Annotated in this window: 13 protein-coding genes and 1 riboswitch; of the genes, 8 read left to right on the top strand and 5 right to left on the bottom strand. The window is 50.3% G+C overall.

The window, feature by feature from the left end:
• The first annotated feature begins 185 nt into the window (after window positions 1-185).
• Both ACO0LE_RS11815 and ACO0LE_RS11810 read left to right on the top strand, forming a co-directional pair.
• Complete coding sequence (locus ACO0LE_RS11815; protein ID WP_422960550.1) at window positions 186-1,481, top strand: acetamidase/formamidase family protein; 1,296 nt, start codon at window positions 186-188, stop codon at window positions 1,479-1,481.
• 233 nt (window positions 1,482-1,714) lie between these two features.
• Window positions 1,715-2,011: a hypothetical protein gene (locus ACO0LE_RS11810; protein WP_422960549.1), complete on the top strand. Its 297-nt coding sequence runs from the start codon at window positions 1,715-1,717 to the stop codon at window positions 2,009-2,011.
• A gap of 9 nt (window positions 2,012-2,020) precedes the next feature.
• Here the strand turns inward: ACO0LE_RS11810 and ACO0LE_RS11805 are convergent, their stop codons facing one another.
• On the bottom strand, window positions 2,021-3,190 hold the full coding sequence (locus ACO0LE_RS11805) for a hypothetical protein (protein WP_422960548.1): 1,170 nt from the start codon (window positions 3,188-3,190) through the stop codon (window positions 2,021-2,023).
• 146 nt (window positions 3,191-3,336) lie between these two features.
• Here ACO0LE_RS11805 and ACO0LE_RS11800 point away from each other — a divergent pair, with 146 nt between their 5' ends.
• The 6 genes from ACO0LE_RS11800 (at window position 3,337) to ACO0LE_RS11775 (ending at window position 11,401) form a co-directional block, all read left to right on the top strand.
• Window positions 3,337-4,023 (top strand): response regulator transcription factor, encoded by a 687-nt coding sequence (locus ACO0LE_RS11800; protein WP_422960547.1) that lies wholly within the window; start codon window positions 3,337-3,339, stop codon window positions 4,021-4,023.
• Window positions 4,020-5,453: an ATP-binding protein gene (locus tag ACO0LE_RS11795; RefSeq protein WP_422960546.1), complete on the top strand. Its 1,434-nt coding sequence runs from the start codon at window positions 4,020-4,022 to the stop codon at window positions 5,451-5,453. Before ACO0LE_RS11800 ends, ACO0LE_RS11795 begins: the two co-directional genes overlap by 4 nt.
• 327 nt (window positions 5,454-5,780) lie before the next feature.
• On the top strand, window positions 5,781-6,254 hold the full coding sequence (locus ACO0LE_RS11790) for a PTS sugar transporter subunit IIA (RefSeq protein WP_422960545.1): 474 nt from the start codon (window positions 5,781-5,783) through the stop codon (window positions 6,252-6,254).
• 114 nt (window positions 6,255-6,368) lie between these two features.
• Window positions 6,369-7,313: an HPr(Ser) kinase/phosphatase gene (gene hprK / locus ACO0LE_RS11785; protein ID WP_422960544.1), complete on the top strand. Its 945-nt coding sequence runs from the start codon at window positions 6,369-6,371 to the stop codon at window positions 7,311-7,313.
• A gap of 127 nt (window positions 7,314-7,440) precedes the next feature.
• Window positions 7,441-8,307, top strand: a complete 867-nt coding sequence (rapZ, locus tag ACO0LE_RS11780; RefSeq protein WP_422960543.1) for an RNase adapter RapZ — start codon at window positions 7,441-7,443, stop codon at window positions 8,305-8,307.
• Window positions 8,308-8,597: 290 nt separating this feature from the next.
• Window positions 8,598-8,684, top strand: a riboswitch (cyclic di-GMP riboswitch).
• A gap of 83 nt (window positions 8,685-8,767) precedes the next feature.
• Window positions 8,768-11,401, top strand: a complete 2,634-nt coding sequence (locus ACO0LE_RS11775) for a putative Ig domain-containing protein (RefSeq protein WP_422960542.1) — start codon at window positions 8,768-8,770, stop codon at window positions 11,399-11,401.
• A 103-nt stretch (window positions 11,402-11,504) separates the two neighbouring features.
• Here the strand turns inward: ACO0LE_RS11775 and ACO0LE_RS11770 are convergent, their stop codons facing one another.
• From ACO0LE_RS11770 to ACO0LE_RS11755, 4 genes are all read right to left on the bottom strand, one after another.
• Window positions 11,505-13,325 carry a sensor domain-containing diguanylate cyclase gene (locus ACO0LE_RS11770; protein ID WP_422960541.1) on the bottom strand — a complete coding sequence of 607 codons (1,821 nt, stop codon included), beginning with the start codon at window positions 13,323-13,325 and terminating at the stop codon, window positions 11,505-11,507.
• 219 nt (window positions 13,326-13,544) lie between these two features.
• Window positions 13,545-14,708 carry an ABC transporter permease gene (locus ACO0LE_RS11765; protein ID WP_422960540.1) on the bottom strand — a complete coding sequence of 388 codons (1,164 nt, stop codon included), beginning with the start codon at window positions 14,706-14,708 and terminating at the stop codon, window positions 13,545-13,547.
• Window positions 14,705-15,520, bottom strand: coding sequence for an ATP-binding cassette domain-containing protein (locus tag ACO0LE_RS11760; RefSeq protein ID WP_422960539.1), 816 nt, complete (start codon window positions 15,518-15,520; stop codon window positions 14,705-14,707). Before ACO0LE_RS11760 ends, ACO0LE_RS11765 begins: the two co-directional genes overlap by 4 nt.
• On the bottom strand, window positions 15,517-17,025 hold the full coding sequence (locus ACO0LE_RS11755; protein ID WP_422960538.1) for an alpha/beta hydrolase: 1,509 nt from the start codon (window positions 17,023-17,025) through the stop codon (window positions 15,517-15,519). The genes ACO0LE_RS11760 and ACO0LE_RS11755 overlap by 4 nt, the downstream gene beginning before the upstream one ends.
• Between the last annotated feature and the right edge of the window lie 103 nt (window positions 17,026-17,128).

Here is a 17,128-nt window from a genome sequence, read left to right as displayed (position 1 = left end):
GTCTGTTCTGCCAACCTAAATTCATCCATAAAACTTTCTTTGCCAGAGCCGATACTGACGTCGCCGTCACCTACTCCTAGGATATGCAGCCTGGCAGCATTAATTCGCAGTTGGTCGCATTTAACGAGACTTGTTTTAGTATTGCTTTACAGTACACCGCATATTCTTTTGTGATTGGAAAAAGCATGATATTACGAGTCTCGATGTTGTTGATATACCTGATACCCGGATGGGTGCTGGCGGCAGGAGAAGAACAATGGCTGTTGCAGCTTGATCGCTGGGGCAATATTTCTTACCAGACTATGACTCTGAAAACAGCAGGCAATACCATCAGCGGTCAAATCGACGGGGACAACCTGGCTGGCACTCGCAATGCGGGACGCATCAGCTTTGCCGTGACCGACAAGGATAAGGCCAGCTATACCTACAGCGGCACGGTGACACAGGATGCGATGCAGGGAGTGGCGGATTTTCCCGATACGAATAATCCACAGGCCAGGGCTAGCCATACCTTTAGTGCCCGCCGCTTGCCTGAACGTCCGGCGGGAGCGGCGCGTGTCTATAACTTCCAGCCTAACGATTATTCGAATGAATTCAGCCCGCATCGCTTGCCGGTGCTGACGGTCTGGCCCGGTGATACGGTGCACACCAAGACCATTGATTCAGGTGGTGTGGATGAACATGGCGTGACCAAAGCCCTGTATGGCAACCCGCAGACTGGTCCATTTTATGTGTCCACGGCCGAGCCCGGCGACACCCTCGTGATTCACCTGAAGCGCCTGCGCCTGAACCGCGATTATGCAGACAGCCTGGACAGTATCGTTGGCAGGGCGATGAGTCCTGGCCTGGCCGCCAAAGCTGGCGACCTTGGCAAACCCATACGCTGGAAGCTTGATCGTGAACGCGGGTTAGCCAGCCCGGAAAAACCGACAGCAGGCTTACAATCGCTCAGCCTGCCAGTCCGGCCCATGCTGGGTGGCCTGGCAGTGGCACCTGGCAATGGTTCGCCGCCCATTTCTACCGGTGACACCGGCCGCTTTGGCGGCAATATGGATTTCAATGAAGTGATCGAAGGCAATACCGTTTACCTGACGGTGCAGCAACCGGGCGCCTTGCTTTACCTAGGTGACGCCCATGCCTTGCAAGGCGATGGCGAGACTTCACAATATGCGCTGGAAACTTCCATGGATGTGGAATTTAGCGTTGATGTCATCAAAGGGAAGTCAGTTGCATCACCTAGGGTAGAGTCACCAACCCAGATCATGGTGCTGGGTCAGGCCGGTTCACTGGATGATGCTCTGCGTGTTGCCACCAGCGGCATGGTGCAATGGCTGCAACAGGAGTATGGACTCAGCCTGTCTGAATGCGCCCAGATACTTGGTAGCGCCGTCCATTTCAGCATCCCCAATCTGGCGGGCCGCAGCGTCGGCGTGGCAGCCAAACTCGACAAGAGCGTGCTGGCAACTTTGCGTCGTAAATAAATCAGGTGCATGCGATACATGATCATGTATGCTAGATCTAACCCCAGCATTATCGAGCCAGATTATGCTGACAAACATGAATTTAAGTCCGTGCCAGTGCCAGATACCTGTTCGACCTAACGCAGGATTACCCCCTCAGAGCCGCATGGAATACGCTGACCGGCGAGGCCTATCTCATCAACGCTACACAGGCAGCAGTGGGCGCTCAGGCGCGCTGCATAGGGGTAAATGGCTTGTCCATGGGTATTGAATATGTGTCCTACAAACCGAATGAAGTGGCAGCTGTCAAGATGGTCAGCGGGCCATATATCTTCGATCAGTTTGCCGGCGGCTGGCATTTCAAGGCCTTGTCGGATGAGCCCACCCGTGTGCGCTTCTCGTATAACATCATCGCCAAGCAACGCTGGCTGTCATGGGTGTTGACACCCATCCTGTGCCAGAAATTCAAACGTGAAACTGAAAAGCGCATCGTTGCCCTGACCGCCTATGCGGAACGGCATTTTATTACCGCTCCGGCAGTGCTTTCTTGAATTCCTGCTCTACAGCGCGTTCATAAAAGCCTTACGTATCTGACGACCGCATTTAACGGAAGCAACATAGGCACCAGTTGCCCTGTCATGGCGTGACAAGATGCCATAGTACTTTCTGTCGGGTGAAATCCATGGGTAGAAACCCCATTTTCCGGGACTGGAATAGGCATCAATACTGCCCTTGCCCTGCTCGGATTCTACCCAGTGGTTATTCGAATATGTCCAGGGTTCGTTCAGCAACTGGATCGGCGAATACACTACCTTGCCAGGACAGGCAGATGCCAGTGCGCAGACTGCCTGATCGCCGAGATAGCGGCCGATTTCCAGCTCCTGTTTCATGATTTTTTTCAGGAACAGAGAGTAGTCAGTAGCCGTACCCAGCATACCACCCGCCATCAGCGGGTCTAGCGGCGCCATGTTGAAGCCCTTGCTCAGGCCTATGGTATTTTGGTATTCGGTATCAAGCTGGGCGGCAGTGAAATTGCCCAATCCCAAATCTACGCTGGCGAGTTTCTGATCGTGTCCGCTGTCATAATCAAACAGGTTAACAGTCGTCGGATCAGGCTGACTGGTCTTGCCGCTGGTGCCGTCCATACCAGCAATAAAGCAGCTATTGATAGTGAGTTTACCTGTGCAGGCTTCTTCATCAAAACCGGTATAACCGGACATAAAACGCAGGCCATTACTCAGTGAGGTATTGCTGCGCACCTGGTCTATGCCTTTCTTTTCCAGCACATAGGCACCAAAAATCCATTTCGATGCAGAGGCGATATTGAAATACGTCGTGGCGGTAACGCTGCCTGCACCTTGTGAACCGGATACCACAGGCGCGCTATCCGTCGCATTACCGACTTCCCAGTAAAAATCACCAAGCTTATCAACGCTGCACAGCGGGTCGGTGCTGGCAGCTGTTTTGGCGGCAGCAATCGCAGCAGTAATTCTGGAAATAGTATTTCCGGTGCTGGTGCCCGTTGTTGTTCCGGTTGTTCCGGTTGTTCCGGTTGTTCCGGTTGTTCCGGTTGTTCCCGTCGTACCTGTATTGCTTGTTGTACTTGTAGTACTCGACGGTGGCGTGGTGGCATCAGTACTGCCGGATCCGCCACCACAAGCACTGAGCAGACCGCTGGCGGCGGCAATCGCAGACACAGTCAACACGATAGAAAAAGAGGGATAGTGCATAGTCATCTCCAGTAACGACAAAAGCGTGAGTGAAATCTTGTAGTTACTGTAAACAGCAATTCTGTAATTTTGATGGAAGTCATCCTGAGGAGATTCGCTATGGCAAAATGAAGGCACATTATTTGTTACCACTTGTTTCAGCATCCATGATTCCAGCAATTCACGTTCTGTTTGTCGAAGACGATCCCATGATCGCACGTACCTTAAGTATGGGCTTGCGATATGAGGGTTTTGCGCTCAGTCACGCAGCCAGCGTGGCGGCAGCTATGCAACTACTGCAACAGCAAGCGTTTGAATTACTCTTGCTGGATGTGGGCTTGCCTGACGGTGATGGGATCGCTTTGTGTCAGCAATTGCGGGGGCTGCATCCCACTACGCCGATATTGATGCTGTCCGCCAGAACGGATGAAAGCGCGGTCGTTGCCAGCATAGAAGGCGGTGCGGACGATTACATCCGCAAGCCCTGCGGCCTGCGTGAACTCAGTGCGCGTATGCGACGTTTGCTAGCACGTCACCAGCCTGCCGCCTTACACAGACAGGTGATCAGTTTTGACAGCATCCAGATGGATATTCAGCGCCGTAAGGCGAGTGTCGCCGGTACCTTACTGCAATTAGGTAAGAAAGAATATGAAGTGCTGATGCTACTGGTGCAGGCCAATGGTGATGCCATTACCCGCGAACAGATACTGAATCAGTTTGAAGACAACAACGCTATTTACGACCGTACGATTGATTCTCACCTCAGTCATTTACGTCGCAAATTAAAAGATGCCGGTGCCATCGAACGTATCGTTGCCATCTACGGCGTGGGTTACAAACTGGAGTCAGCATGAGTCGTCCTCTGTGGTTACGTTTTTTGGTAATCAGTGTATTTTTTTCCGTGTTACTGAGCCTGCTGTATCTGTGGATGATCAGGGAGGTAACAACGCGACCGGGGGACGAAGTCCAGCGCAGTATGTATCTGTTTATCGCCCGCATTGTCGAAGGAGATAATTATGCAGAGGGTCTGCGGCGAGTACAGACATATCGCAGTGAATCGCCGGCAATCTCACTGGACATGTGGGTCGTCAATAGGGATAATCAGATGCTGGCAAGCAGTGTGAAAGATGCGCCGCCCGCCAGCCTGCTGGAACGTAAAAAACCTGACCTGATCCATCAGGTGCTGACCCGGGGGCGTTTCTTTTCAGGTAGTGCAGCATCCGGCATCGTGCGCCTGCAATCAGCGGAACCGGTGTACCTTCTGGTGAATAATCCGGGCACACCGGCCCGGGGTGCGGTTTTGACGATGGGAATCCTGTTTGTGGTGACATTGATTACCGCTATTTTGCTGGGATTATTATTGCTGACTCTGTATTTGCGCGGACGCTCTGCCGAAGCACGGCAGGTAATACATAGCATAGAAGCAGGCGACCTGACAGCGCGGTTCACCTCGGGCCGGTTGGATGCTATAGGCGGCCTGATGCAGCACTTTAATACCATGGCCGACGAAATACAGCGGCTGGTGGTCCAGTTACAGACGATTGAAAAAACGCGACGGGAATTATTACAGGAGCTAGGACATGATTTACGCACGCCACTAACAAGTCTGCGTACGGCAATTGACACGATCGCCGTGCATGGTGAAAGCATGGAGCGGCAGGAACGCCAGGAATTTTTTAGTGTCATTACGAGTGAACTGGATTATTTCACCCGCCTGATCGACGATCTGTTTTTTATTGCACATATTGATGAGCCTCGTTATCGCAATATGGCTCATCTGGCTAGCCGTCTGGATTTATGCGACTTGTTAAAAACCGAAACTAGCCATTCACTGCACGCACAGCAGCAGGCAGAGCGACCAATTACTTTCGAATTAGAGCTAAGTGCCGCCTGCGCTCATACTTGCCATATCAGTGGTGATGCCTATCTGATCACCAGGTTGTTGCACAATGTGTTTGATAATGCGGCCAGATATGCCCAAAGCCGGGTGCGCATACGATTGCAACCTGTCGCCGATACGCTGGAGCTGATCGTTGAGGATGATGGCCCGGGTTTGTCCGCCGATGGCATTGCACGCTTTGGACAAAGGCGGGACACGCGACTGATGTTTGCCGGTTTACCAAGCAGGCAGACTGGCATTTCTCTAGGTTTGGGCTCAGTCATCATCAAGACGATTGTCGAGCTGCACGGCGGTGACTACGAGATCAGTAACGGCGAGGCACATCAAGATTTCCCCGGAGCCCGCCTGAGATTGGTTTTTCCTGCGCACCCGTCAGGCTCTTAGCCGATAAAGCGAGTTTGTGTATTTATCTGCCGGATAGGATCAACCCATCGTCTTATAAAGTTGCTTCATCGATTAAGGTCAAACCTCGTTTTACTACGCTAAGTTACGCTTTAAACAAATCGAAATTTGAAGAGTAATAAGCATAAAAAACATCAAAAAATCATAAAAAGCTGAGGTTTTTGTGTCTTTATTACACTTTCAGCAGATATTTTGTGGTTTCTGTTTCTCGCTCCCGGGAGGTTTACGCAGACAGTGAAAAGAAGCCTATAATTTGTCAGCTTTGCGCTACGCGCCGGGCATTTCCCGCTGTAACACTGATCTTGTGTCATGACAAATATTGCAAAAATACTGCCTCTTGCTAACGTCCTTCTGGATCTAGAAGTTTCCAGTAAAAAAAGAGCCTTCGAACAAGCTGGCTTGTTATTTGAAAACAACTGCAGCATTGCCCGCTCTACGGTCTCCGATAATCTGTTCGCCCGCGAACGTTTAGGATCGACTGGCTTGGGTCATGGCGTCGCGATTCCGCACGGCCGTATCAAAGGTCTTAAAGCACCGATTGCTGCTTTTGTGCGTCTGGCAGAACCTATTCCCTTCGAATCTCCTGATGGTGAGCCGGTTAGCATTTTGATTTTTCTTCTGATGCCCGACAATGTCACACAACAGCATCTGGAAATTTTATCGGAAATTGCCGAAATGCTTTCTAATGAAAGCTTCCGCGACACCTTGAATACGGAACCAGGTGCCGAAGCGATTTATGAAAAAATCGTCACTTGGCAGCCGAATCCCCAGTCGGTATCCTGATGAGCCGCGGCCGGTGCTGCGCTGCTTGTTTCAGGCGAATAGTATAAGTCACCTCCGCGTCTCATCACCATAGATTGCATCCCCACCATTTCTCATCAGATTGTGTAAGCCGCCATGCCATTACTGACCGAACTGACTATACAAAAAATCTTCGACGACAATCGTGATGCAATGCAGTTGGGATGGTTTGCCGGTTTCTCTGGCGGCGACAAACAAATTACTGGCGATGCAACCTCATCTGCGGATCAGGTTGGTCATCTGAATTTTATTCACCCAGGACGCATTCAGGTTCTAGGTCATCAGGAACTCGCTTACTATCATCGCCTGTCTACCGTTTCACGCGGTAATTTGATCAAAGAACTGATTGCCGGTGCGCCACCTGCCCTGATCGTTGCACAGGGATTAGAAACACCGCAAGCGATTCTGACCGCTTGTGACGATCACAATATTCCGCTGTTCTCTACACCACTGCCATCCGCGCAGGTCATCGATTTTTTACGCGTCTATCTATCCAAAAAACTCGCACAGCGCACCACGATGCACGGCGTATTTATGGACGTTCTCGGCGTCGGTGTCCTGATCACGGGAGAATCGGGTTTAGGTAAAAGCGAGTTGGGACTGGAGCTGATTTCACGTAGTCACGGTCTGGTCGCTGATGATGCCGTCGAATTTTCACGCATCGCGCCGAACATGATTGAGGGTCGCTGTCCTGAGCTGCTGCAAAATCTGCTGGAAGTACGTGGCCTAGGCTTACTCGATATCAAGGCAATTTTTGGTGAAACCGCTGTGCGTCGCAAGATGCGTCTGAAACTCATCGTGCATCTGGTCAAACGTAGTACATTGGAAGAACATTACGAACGCCTGCCGATTGATTCGCAGAGTCAGGAAGTGCTGGGTCTACCAATACGCAAGGTCGTCATCCCGGTCGCTGCCGGCCGCAACATCGCGGTGCTCTTAGAGGCTGCAGTACGCAATACGATCCTGCAATTACGTGGCATCAACACCCTGGACGAGTTCATGGAACGTCAGCGGCGCGCAATGAACGAAGATTCAGAATAAGTGTCAAACTAACGTTTGGTATTTTTTTCCTTTCTCTTTCTACATCGTCAATGTTCAGGCGACGGCAACAACAGCACTCGTAATGCAGAAACGTCATTAAACACTCTCATCGTTCTCAGTCCACATCATGCGCATATTACTGATCTCAGGTATTTCCGGTTCCGGCAAATCAGTGGCACTGAATGTTGTCGAGGATGCGGGCTTCTATTGTGTCGATAACCTGCCACCGAGCCTGCTTCCGGAACTGGTCAAAACACTGATCAGCGAAGGCATCCAATCTGCTGCGATGGCAATCGACTCGCGCAGCGCGCATCTGCTGACCAGCTTGCCAGACACGGTGCAGACCTTGCGCGCAGAAGGTCATGAAGTCAAAATTCTGTTTTTAACCGCCAGCACCGAATCACTGGTCGCCCGTTTCTCTGAAACCCGCCGCAGCCATCCTTTATCACACCGGCTACAAAAAGATCAGGCCATGGGTGATCGCCTGAGCCTGACCGAATGCATACAGGAAGAACGTGAAATTCTGGCGACGATACAATTCCTGGCTCATGTCATCGACACCTCCAATCTGAGCGCCAACAAACTACGTGAATGGGTCAAAAATATCATTCAGATTCAGCACTCACCGCTGACGCTGATGTTCGAATCCTTCGCATTTAAAATTGGTGTCCCGCTAGATGCTGATTTTGTCTTCGACGTCAGGATGCTGCCGAATCCCTACTATGATCTGCAACTGCGACCACTGACCGGACGCGATCAAGCCGTGATTCATTTCTTGGATGAACAGGCAATGGTGCAGGAGCTGTATCGCGACATCCAGCAATTCATCGAGAAGTGGCTGCCAAATTTCAAGCACGACAACCGCAGCTATCTGACCGTTGCGATCGGCTGTACCGGCGGCCAGCATCGCTCGGTATTTATGGTGGAAAAACTCGCCGAATATTTTGAAGATACAGAGCAAGTCCTCGTTCGACACAGACGTCTTGGTCTTTAGATACTTATCCCCAGTATATAAAACACCCTCAATAAAATCCGGCGGGTAAACATGCATTTTAGAAAATGATGGGGGAGTATATTTTTTCTCTACGTTTTGATATCTTTTCATTCAAAAAAGTAACCTTCTTATCGGAATATCTAGCTGAACACATAAGCTGATTTGACTCCATGCAACATCAATCACAAACCTGCAACATTGTTTAACGATTTCTACTATTTCTTTTAAAAATTTCCTCGTAGACTTAGATCGTTAGAAAATCTGACGACTTCAGGTTTTCTCATTTACTTAAAAACTGAGGGCAAACTCGTTGAAAAGCGAGGACGCAAAGCCACCGGCCTACAGCGCGCAAGCGCCACGGCAGCGGGGTTGCCAACAATGCGATTTATTCTTGCAAACGCTGCAAATTAACCGCCTGTTGTCATGAAGTGGCCCTCGCCCAAATTGGAGCGTTGTTGCCATGAAAAAAACACCCCACGAAACAGAACAATATCGCGCAGGCGGATGGATACTCGCTGCTTGTGCAGCAGCGCTTTTGAGTGCGTGCGGCGGCACATCGACCGGCGAATCAACCACGCAACAAATCAAGGCACAAGTTGCCAGCGGTGTTACGGTATTGCAAGTTGATGTTCCTGCTTTACCTGATGCGGTTGCGATGCAGATCGCACAACCGGCTTTTCATTTAGCACCTGTGTTATTAACAACCCCGGATAATGAAGATGCGAACTTCAACAGTACTTCTGCAAGATTCGCTCCGCGTCAGCAAGCTATCCCCGCAGAATTTCGCCATCTGTCCAGTCGTCACCTAACAGTAGGCACGATGGAAATGGCACGTAACATTCGTACACGCAGTGCGTTGGCACAAAGTCTCGACACGGTTGCAACACCGATGGCAACCAGCAGTGTTGCCACATATACGCCAGCACAAATTCGTGCCGCTTACGGCTTACCCGCCCTTCCGGCGTCCATGACTGGCCTCACAGCGGCCCAAGCAGCACAGCTTGGCGCAGGCCAAACCATCTACATCGTCGACGCAATGCACGATCCTAACGTCGTGGCCGAACTTACCGCTTTTAATCAAAAATTTGGCTTGCCAACTTGTATTACAAAAACGATCGCAACAAATGCCAAGTTACCACTTGCGGCCGCGTCTTCCAGTACGTGTGAATTAGCCATTGTCTACAATACTGCAGCCGGTGGCATGACCAGCGCGGCGCCCGCTTACGACTCCGGCTGGGCAACGGAAATCACCCTAGATGTACAGTGGGCGCATGCAACTGCGCCGTTAGCTCGCATTGTTTTAATCGAAGCGGCAGACGCCTCTCTAAACAGTTTGCTTGGCGCAGTCAAATTAGCCAACGCAATGGGCCCAGGTGTTGTATCGATGAGTTTCGGCGCAAATGAGGGAAGCTGGACAGCATCAGTGGACGCAGCTTTTACCGCAGCGAATATGACCTACTTAGCAGCTACTGGTGATAATGGCGCCGCAGTCGAATGGCCATCCGTTTCTCCTAATGTCGTTGCGGTTGGCGGTACAACATTGACCTATTCAGGAACTGGTGCCCGCAGTGAAATCAGTTGGTCTGGTACCGGCGGTGGTACAAGTGCCTACACAGCAACGCCAAGCTACCAAACATCGTCAGTGCCTGGAATGGGTAGTGTGGCAAGACGCACTGTTGCAGACGTGGCTTTCAACGCAGATCCGTCGAGCGGGCAATATGTCGCCACAATCACTCTTGGCAGCACGGCCGTTAACTGGGTTAGCGCTGGCGGAACCAGTTTATCTACACCACAGTGGGCAGGCATTATTGCGATCGCCAATGCGTCCAGAGCAGCCGCAGCAAAACCAGCAATTGGCGCTCCGCATGCGATGTTGTACGGACAAATTGCAACGGTTCCCGGTACTTATGCAAACGCCTTTGCGGACATTACCAAAGGATCAGATGGTACTTGTACCACATGTACAGCGAAAACTGGCTACGACCAATTAACCGGACTTGGAACACCCAATGTTACCGGGTTACTAAGTAGGCTTACAGGTACCGTAACGGCAGCAGCACCTGTAGTGACGCCGGCAACCATTACCGGTCAGGTAGGCAATGCACTGTCGTTCACAGTATCTGCCACTTCCGCCAATTCATTGAGCTACAGTCTGACTGGTGCACCATCTGGGATGTCGATCAACAGCACCGCCGCGGTCACATGGACGACTCCTGTTACAGGAACCTATTCGGTAACAGTGACTGCAACTGACACCAAATCGGGTCTGAGCGGCAAAGGCGTATATACCGTCACCATCGCCGCAGCAACACCACCATCGGTTGCAGCAGCAACAATTACAGGAAAAGTTGGCACTGCATTATCCTTCTCTGCAGCAGCTACAGCCACGAATCCGGTCACGTACTCAATAACTGGCGCACCAACTGGTATGAGTACAACTACTGCTGGCCTGGTCAGTTGGGCTACCCCAGTTCTCGGGACATATTCAGTCACCGTGACGGCAACGGACAGCAAAACGGGGCTGAGTGGAAAAGGCATTTACACGATCAACATTGCCAACATCCCTGCACCGGTCGTTGCTGCTGGTTCGGCCAATGGTAAGGTCGGTGCTGCTTTGTCTTTTAGCATTGCAGTGACGGCATCTAATCCTGTGACATACGCACTATCCGGCGCACCTTCTGGAATGGCAATCAGCACATCAGGCGTTGTGAGCTGGACTACACCAGTTGTGGGAACATATTCAGTAACTGCAACTGCAAAAGATAGCAAAACTGGCTTAACCGGGCAGGCGATCTATGTAGTCACTATCGTGGCAGCAAGCCCGGCAGGACCAGTAATCACAATACCCGTAATGAATGGTGTAGCAGGTAAAGCGTTAACCGGCACAATTAGCATCTCAGATCCGGGAGTGACCTCACTGTCAATCAGTATTTCCGGCGCACCAATGGGAATGAGTTTTGGATTGAGTGGTATGAACATTATTGCGAGTTGGGCAAGCCCTATAACAGGAGGCTACAGTTTAAAAGTATCCGTTACTGACTCTGCGGGCCGTACCGCGCAAGTCACAATTCCGATCACCGTTGCAGCAAAATAAAGCCAGACAAAAAAAGAGCTGCGCGTTACTGGCAGCTCTTTTTTCTTTGTATCATCAATTTTCTTCTATTAAGGCAACCACTTTCATAAATGCTTAATGAGCGTTAAATGTCTGCAAATTCAATGCGATTGCGGCCGTTTTCCTTTGCTCGGTATAAGGCTCTATCGCTACGCAATAAAGACGCATCAGCCGACACATCATTAGCGTCAATTGAGGCGATACCAATACTGACGGTAATGTGAAGGGCTTTGTCATTGATTATTAGGGGAATATTAGCAATTTCCTGTTGTAGGCGGAGGGCAAAGACATGTGCTTCTTTGGGAGTTACATCAGAGAGAATAACCGCGAACTCCTCTCCTCCAACACGCCCAACCATATCGTTATTGCGCAACTGAACAGAGAGCGTCGAGGCAAAATGTTTGAGCACAAGATCCCCAACCGCATGACCAAAACGATCATTAATACTTTTGAAGAAATCAAGATCACACATTAATACTGTTGTGCGTGTACTCGCAATACGCTTTACTCTCGCCAGCTCCTCCTCCATTCGGCCCATGAAATAGCGGCGATTCGGTAGCTGGGTCAAAAAATCGATTGTGGCAAATTCTTTTAATTCAAGTTCAATTCGCTTCCGCTCGGTAATATCACTTATAAAGCCGTGCCACAAGATGCTGCCATCAGGTGCGCGACATGGCTGCGCGCTTCCATAGCACCACTTCAAACCCTGACGCGGCAATACAACGCGATACTCCAATTGCCAAGGCGTCAGATGGCGTGCAGATATCTCAAGCGAACGCCGATAATTTGCAAAGTCTTCAGGATGAATTCGTTGATGCAATAAAGAAGCATCGGTGGCGATCTGGTCTGGCATAAGTTCATAAATTTGATGAGCACCTTCACTCACATACGAAAAAAACTCCTCTCCGTTCGGATGCAACCGATATTGATATACCAGTCCTGGAATTTCATTAGTAAGTGAAGTAATAAGATCAATACTTTGTTGCAACCGGTCTGAAATTGCACGTATTGCGCTGATGTCAGTAGTCGTTCCAACCATACGTAAAGGTACGCCATAAGGATCACGACTCACTACTTTTCCGCGGCTCGAAATCCACTTATAACTGCCGTCTTTACACAAAATACGATGGTCAACCTCGTAACTATCGGTTTTTTGATCAAAGTGATTCTGTATCGCCGTCCTTACAAAATCAAGATCTTCAGGGTGAACTCTCGTATAACTCTCTTCAATCTTATTGGATAAGGAATCAGAATCACCGTAGCCAAGTATCGCTTTCCACCCTGATGAATAATCTATCTTATTCTTACCAATATCTCTGTCCCAAATCCCTGTTGCACTCCCCTCGATGGCTAGTGCCATTCTATTTTTTTCACTCTCCGTCTCCTCTATTCTAGTCTCCATATGCGCTAACCGAACTCGGCTTTCTTCGGCTGAAATGGCAATCGCAATCAGATTGACCACTTGTGCTACCGCAGGGGGTACATCAACATCGTTGTCGACATTTTCGTTAAAAAGAAAAAAAACGCCTGATAATCGCCCGTCAGCTAGCCGTATTGGCACAATCAAACGCGGAAAAACACCCACCTTTGCAGTGTGATCATAAAAAATATGACGGATCTGGTAAGCAGGGGTACTTCTATCAAATTTACTGTCGATCCAAGTAATGTTTTCCCACTCGGTTGGATCAATTTCTATTTCAGTGATAGAAGTTGATAATTCTTTTGATAGCGAGGGAGCCGCTCCAATTTGTAATTGGTTGTTCCGGTCGAGCAGATAAATGGCCCAAGCTGCACAGGGAATACCGCGTTCACACTCGGTGGCAATCGATAACAAAATGTCAGACAGAACAGCTCCGCAAGCTAGTCTCGCAAGGCCTGTTGAACACAGCGAATTCGTTATAGACATCGAACGGGTATCCCTGATTGAGAAATCGATGGACTCTGAGAGGCGGACAACATTTGATCCGAGATCATGTTATTCAAACCTTAATACTCGACAATTTATCGTAAAAAAACGACAAGCACTAGCGGGCGGTGAATCTGGAGTGTAACAAGAGAAAAACCGCACATACACAATCTAAATTAATATCAAGTAGGCAGTATCTGAGCGGATTTTCAAGAACATTTACCCCATAACGACTCTGCGCATTTTTTGCGCCACATAGGCCAGGCTCACGACAGTCATACCAGCACATACCAGTAGCGCAGTGGTCACCGCTACCATGCTGACGGCCTCTCCTTTTAAGACCTGATTCATCATCTGATTTTGTGCCAGCACAGGAACCCATTGAAACCAGGCGGGCTCGCGTCCGGGAAAAATAATAGGCATCAGCGTAATCATCGGCACAAACATACTGATCATCTGGTTACGGACTTGCGCTTCTTTATACCCTTTACAATCCAGCGCAATCGCAATCTGAATTGCCGCGAGACTGGCGGCAAGCGGCAGCAATACCCATAAAAATCCGAGTGCATCATGGATACCGAACTGAAATTCAGCACGCAGAGTCTCATTACGTATCAGCCATTGCGACGGGAAAAAACTAAAAATGGTTAGCACCACGACACCCATACTCACCGCCGCGACCGCTCCCCATTTGCCAACGGCTAGTTGCCAGCCGGAGACCGGATTCATCATCAGCGGCTCCAGCGAGCCACGCTCACGCTCACCCGCGGTGGTATCGATTGCTGCATACATGCCGCCCAAAACAATCGCCATCAATACCATCATCGGCAACATCGTTGTGATCGTCGCCTTGCGCTCGTCTGCACTTTGCAAATGACGCTCCTTCACTTCCATCAATTGCAAAATTTCTGGCGACACCCCGCGCATCATCAGGCTTAGGGAAGCATTCTCCTGCGAATAGCCATCGAGTATCCGTTTCAATGGCCGCAAACCGAATTCAGCCTGACGGTTCGAGGTATCGTAGGCAATGACCAGAGTGACTTTTTCACCGGCAGATAACTTCTCCTGAAAATGCTCGGGAATTAATAGAACAGGCTGATCAATTTCTTTGTTCCTCGATTTGGCTTCGTAGTCAGAGGGAGCCTGTTTGATCTGATACCCCTGACGAAGAATAAAATTCTCCAACGCGGGAGCGTGCTGCATGCCGACCACCAGCACGCTGCGTTTTTCCTCCTGCGACTCTACTTGAGAGAGCACAACTGAAAAAATAAACAAAATCAGAGGTACGCCGAGCAATGATCCGAGCAGGGCAACCAGCAAAGTGCGGCGGTCGCGCAAGGCATCTTTAATCTCTTTACGAAAAATAGCAAACATAGCGTTCATCCATTGCCTCTTGTGATGGTTGTGGCTGGCGTCAAAAATGCCAGCTTGACGAATGCATCTTCAAAATTTGGTTCAGCCGCGTATTGCAATAACTCGGATACCGTACCACTCGCCACATTACGTCCCTGTGCAACGATCACGACTTGATCGCAGAGCCGTTCAACTTCCTGCATGATGTGCGTAGAAAAAATAATACATTTTCCTCCGCCTTCCGGCGATCTGAGCCAGCGCAAAAATTCACGTAAAGCTCGGGTAGCGACCACATCCAGTCCGTTAGTCGGCTCATCGAGAATGATATTCTTGGGATCATGGATCAAGGCACGTGCCAGCGCTGTTTTCATCCTCTCACCCTGACTGAACCCTTCGGTACGCCGATCCAGCAAGGCCTGCATATCTAACCAACGCGCAAGCTGATGCGTGCGTTGCTCGATCAGGCCGCGCTCCATGCCATGCAAGCTGCCGTAATACTGAATATTTTCCCGCGCAGTCAACCGTGGGTATAAGCCGCGGGCGTCTGATAACACTCCCATTGTTGATTGCGTTCCCTGCTGGCCCGCTTTGACTTGGACGCCATCCACCGTGATGTCACCGCGGTCGGGCGCCAGTAAAGAAGCAATCATCCGCAGACTGGTTGTTTTACCAGCACCATTCGCTCCGAGCAAACCAGTAATCGCGCCGTCTTCAGCGCGAAAACTTACACCATCAACGGCCTTCACTGACTCTTGCTGTCGCTTGCCAAAATTCAGATTGAGCTTAAATACCGGTTTGCCCTGACGGATAAATGCCTTATGTAAATCATTCACGATAATCATGGTTTGACTCCCGGTTGAGTCGCAACTGAGGTGTCAGGCGTACTGACTGGACCAGTCACAGACTTCGCTTTGGGCAGTTGCCATGCTAGCGGTCGCGGAATCTGACGGACACAAGTCGCATCAACTTTGAGCGCATCCGCATCTTCTTTTGCATTCAGATAGCGATACACCACATCCCGGACACAACCCTGTGTCAGCAAGCCATGCCCTGCATTATCAATACTCAGATGCCGCGCATTCGCTCCCAGCGCTTTCGCGACGCCCTCGCCATGGCGGGTTGGAGTAACAGGATCAATCCCCCCGCTCAGCAACAAGACGGGTGCCGGGCTAACAGGAACCGTATAAAAACCTGCCGGGATAGTCGCGTGTGGCCAGGCGCTGCAAACAGATTCATACAGTTGCTCCATGACTTTTTCAAACTCATCGGCAGCAGGCTTGCTGGCTGGCCGGCCAAATGCTTCACCACACCAGACCGAGAAATGCATGCCGTAAGAGATGCCTATCGGCGACGGCAATCCGAAGGAACCGCTGAGGGTGACCAAGGGCGAGTAATTCCCTTGTTCGGCCTGTGTCAGTGCATACGGCAAAGCAGAGACGCTAGTCGGTACATACAAGGTTTTATGCACCATCCCTAATAACATATCCTGCGTAATCGTCGCAGAAACCGGCGATCCCAAACGGGGGTGGATAAACGATGTTTTCTGCGGCAGGCTGGCTAATAATTTTTTCCAGCGCAGCGCCAGCTCAGGATATGCCGCGTTGCACGCACTATCTCTGGTGCAATAAGTAAATAGTCCATCGAGTCCCCTCTGGGCATCTTCAGCCGGCAGGCGCATATCCGGCGGCACCACGCCATCAATCACCATACGCTTCACCGATTGCGGATACTGACGTAAAAATTCCAGACCTGCACGGGTGCCATAAGAGGCGCCAACCAGATTGATCTTGCCGTAGCCCTGATGCAATCGCACGGCCTCTAAATCCTGTACCGAAATACTGGTACTGAAATACCGCAGATCTCCATAAGGCAGTGCTTGCAGGTTTTTCATGCAGGTCAGCGTCAATTGCAGTGATTGTTCTTTGCTGATCAATTCACTGCCGTTTTCTAATTCAGGACATCGCAAGGGTGCACTGCGCCCGGTGCCGCGCTGATCAACAAAGACCAGATCACGGCGACGGTTCAGACGTCCCAATACCAGCTGCCCCCAGGCCGCGACATTGATCGCACTCTGACCGGGACCACCAGCCAAAACAAAGACGGCATCAGATAATTTATTTTTATCCTGAGATGGCACCACAACAAAATGAACATCGATTTTCTTCCCGTCCGGCTGTGCGGGATCAAGCGGTCGCTGTATCTGTCCGCACTGCACTTCCTGAGGAAAATCCGGAATCCGGCATGGCTTGGTCGCCGCCTGATTGGTTGCTGCCTGTACTGCCATAGGACTACTCAGGCTCAATGCCAGACTCAGGCCAGCCATTCTGACGATCGTAGTGAAAAACAAATCCATCTCCTTTCAATAAACTTTTCTGCAACGGCATTGGATCTTGCCAGCTTTATTCTTTGTTATGCAAACCTGCGACGGAACACTGCCTCATGCGACGAAC

This window comes from Undibacterium sp. Xuan67W (genome assembly GCF_049340165.1).
Classification (GTDB): domain Bacteria; phylum Pseudomonadota; class Gammaproteobacteria; order Burkholderiales; family Burkholderiaceae_D; genus Undibacterium.
Note: the sequence above shows the minus strand (reverse complement) of the source record. Positions and strands in the feature narration are given on the sequence as shown.

Excerpts from the sequence above, each read along its gene's own strand:
- rapZ (WP_422960543.1), top strand. The coding sequence starts at position 7,441 with ATGCGCATATTACTGATCTCAGGTATTTCCGGTTCCGGCAAATCAGTG.
- ACO0LE_RS11770 (WP_422960541.1), bottom strand. The coding sequence starts at position 13,325 with ATGTCTATAACGAATTCGCTGTGTTCAACAGGCCTTGCGAGACTAGCT.
- ACO0LE_RS11800 (WP_422960547.1), top strand. The coding sequence starts at position 3,337 with ATGATTCCAGCAATTCACGTTCTGTTTGTCGAAGACGATCCCATGATC.
- ACO0LE_RS11815 (WP_422960550.1), top strand. The coding sequence starts at position 186 with ATGATATTACGAGTCTCGATGTTGTTGATATACCTGATACCCGGATGG.
- hprK (WP_422960544.1), top strand. The coding sequence starts at position 6,369 with ATGCCATTACTGACCGAACTGACTATACAAAAAATCTTCGACGACAAT.
- ACO0LE_RS11805 (WP_422960548.1), bottom strand. The coding sequence starts at position 3,190 with ATGCACTATCCCTCTTTTTCTATCGTGTTGACTGTGTCTGCGATTGCC.
- ACO0LE_RS11760 (WP_422960539.1), bottom strand. The coding sequence starts at position 15,520 with ATGATTATCGTGAATGATTTACATAAGGCATTTATCCGTCAGGGCAAA.
- ACO0LE_RS11765 (WP_422960540.1), bottom strand. The coding sequence starts at position 14,708 with ATGAACGCTATGTTTGCTATTTTTCGTAAAGAGATTAAAGATGCCTTG.
- ACO0LE_RS11795 (WP_422960546.1), top strand. The coding sequence starts at position 4,020 with ATGAGTCGTCCTCTGTGGTTACGTTTTTTGGTAATCAGTGTATTTTTT.
- ACO0LE_RS11790 (WP_422960545.1), top strand. The coding sequence starts at position 5,781 with ATGACAAATATTGCAAAAATACTGCCTCTTGCTAACGTCCTTCTGGAT.
- ACO0LE_RS11775 (WP_422960542.1), top strand. The coding sequence starts at position 8,768 with ATGAAAAAAACACCCCACGAAACAGAACAATATCGCGCAGGCGGATGG.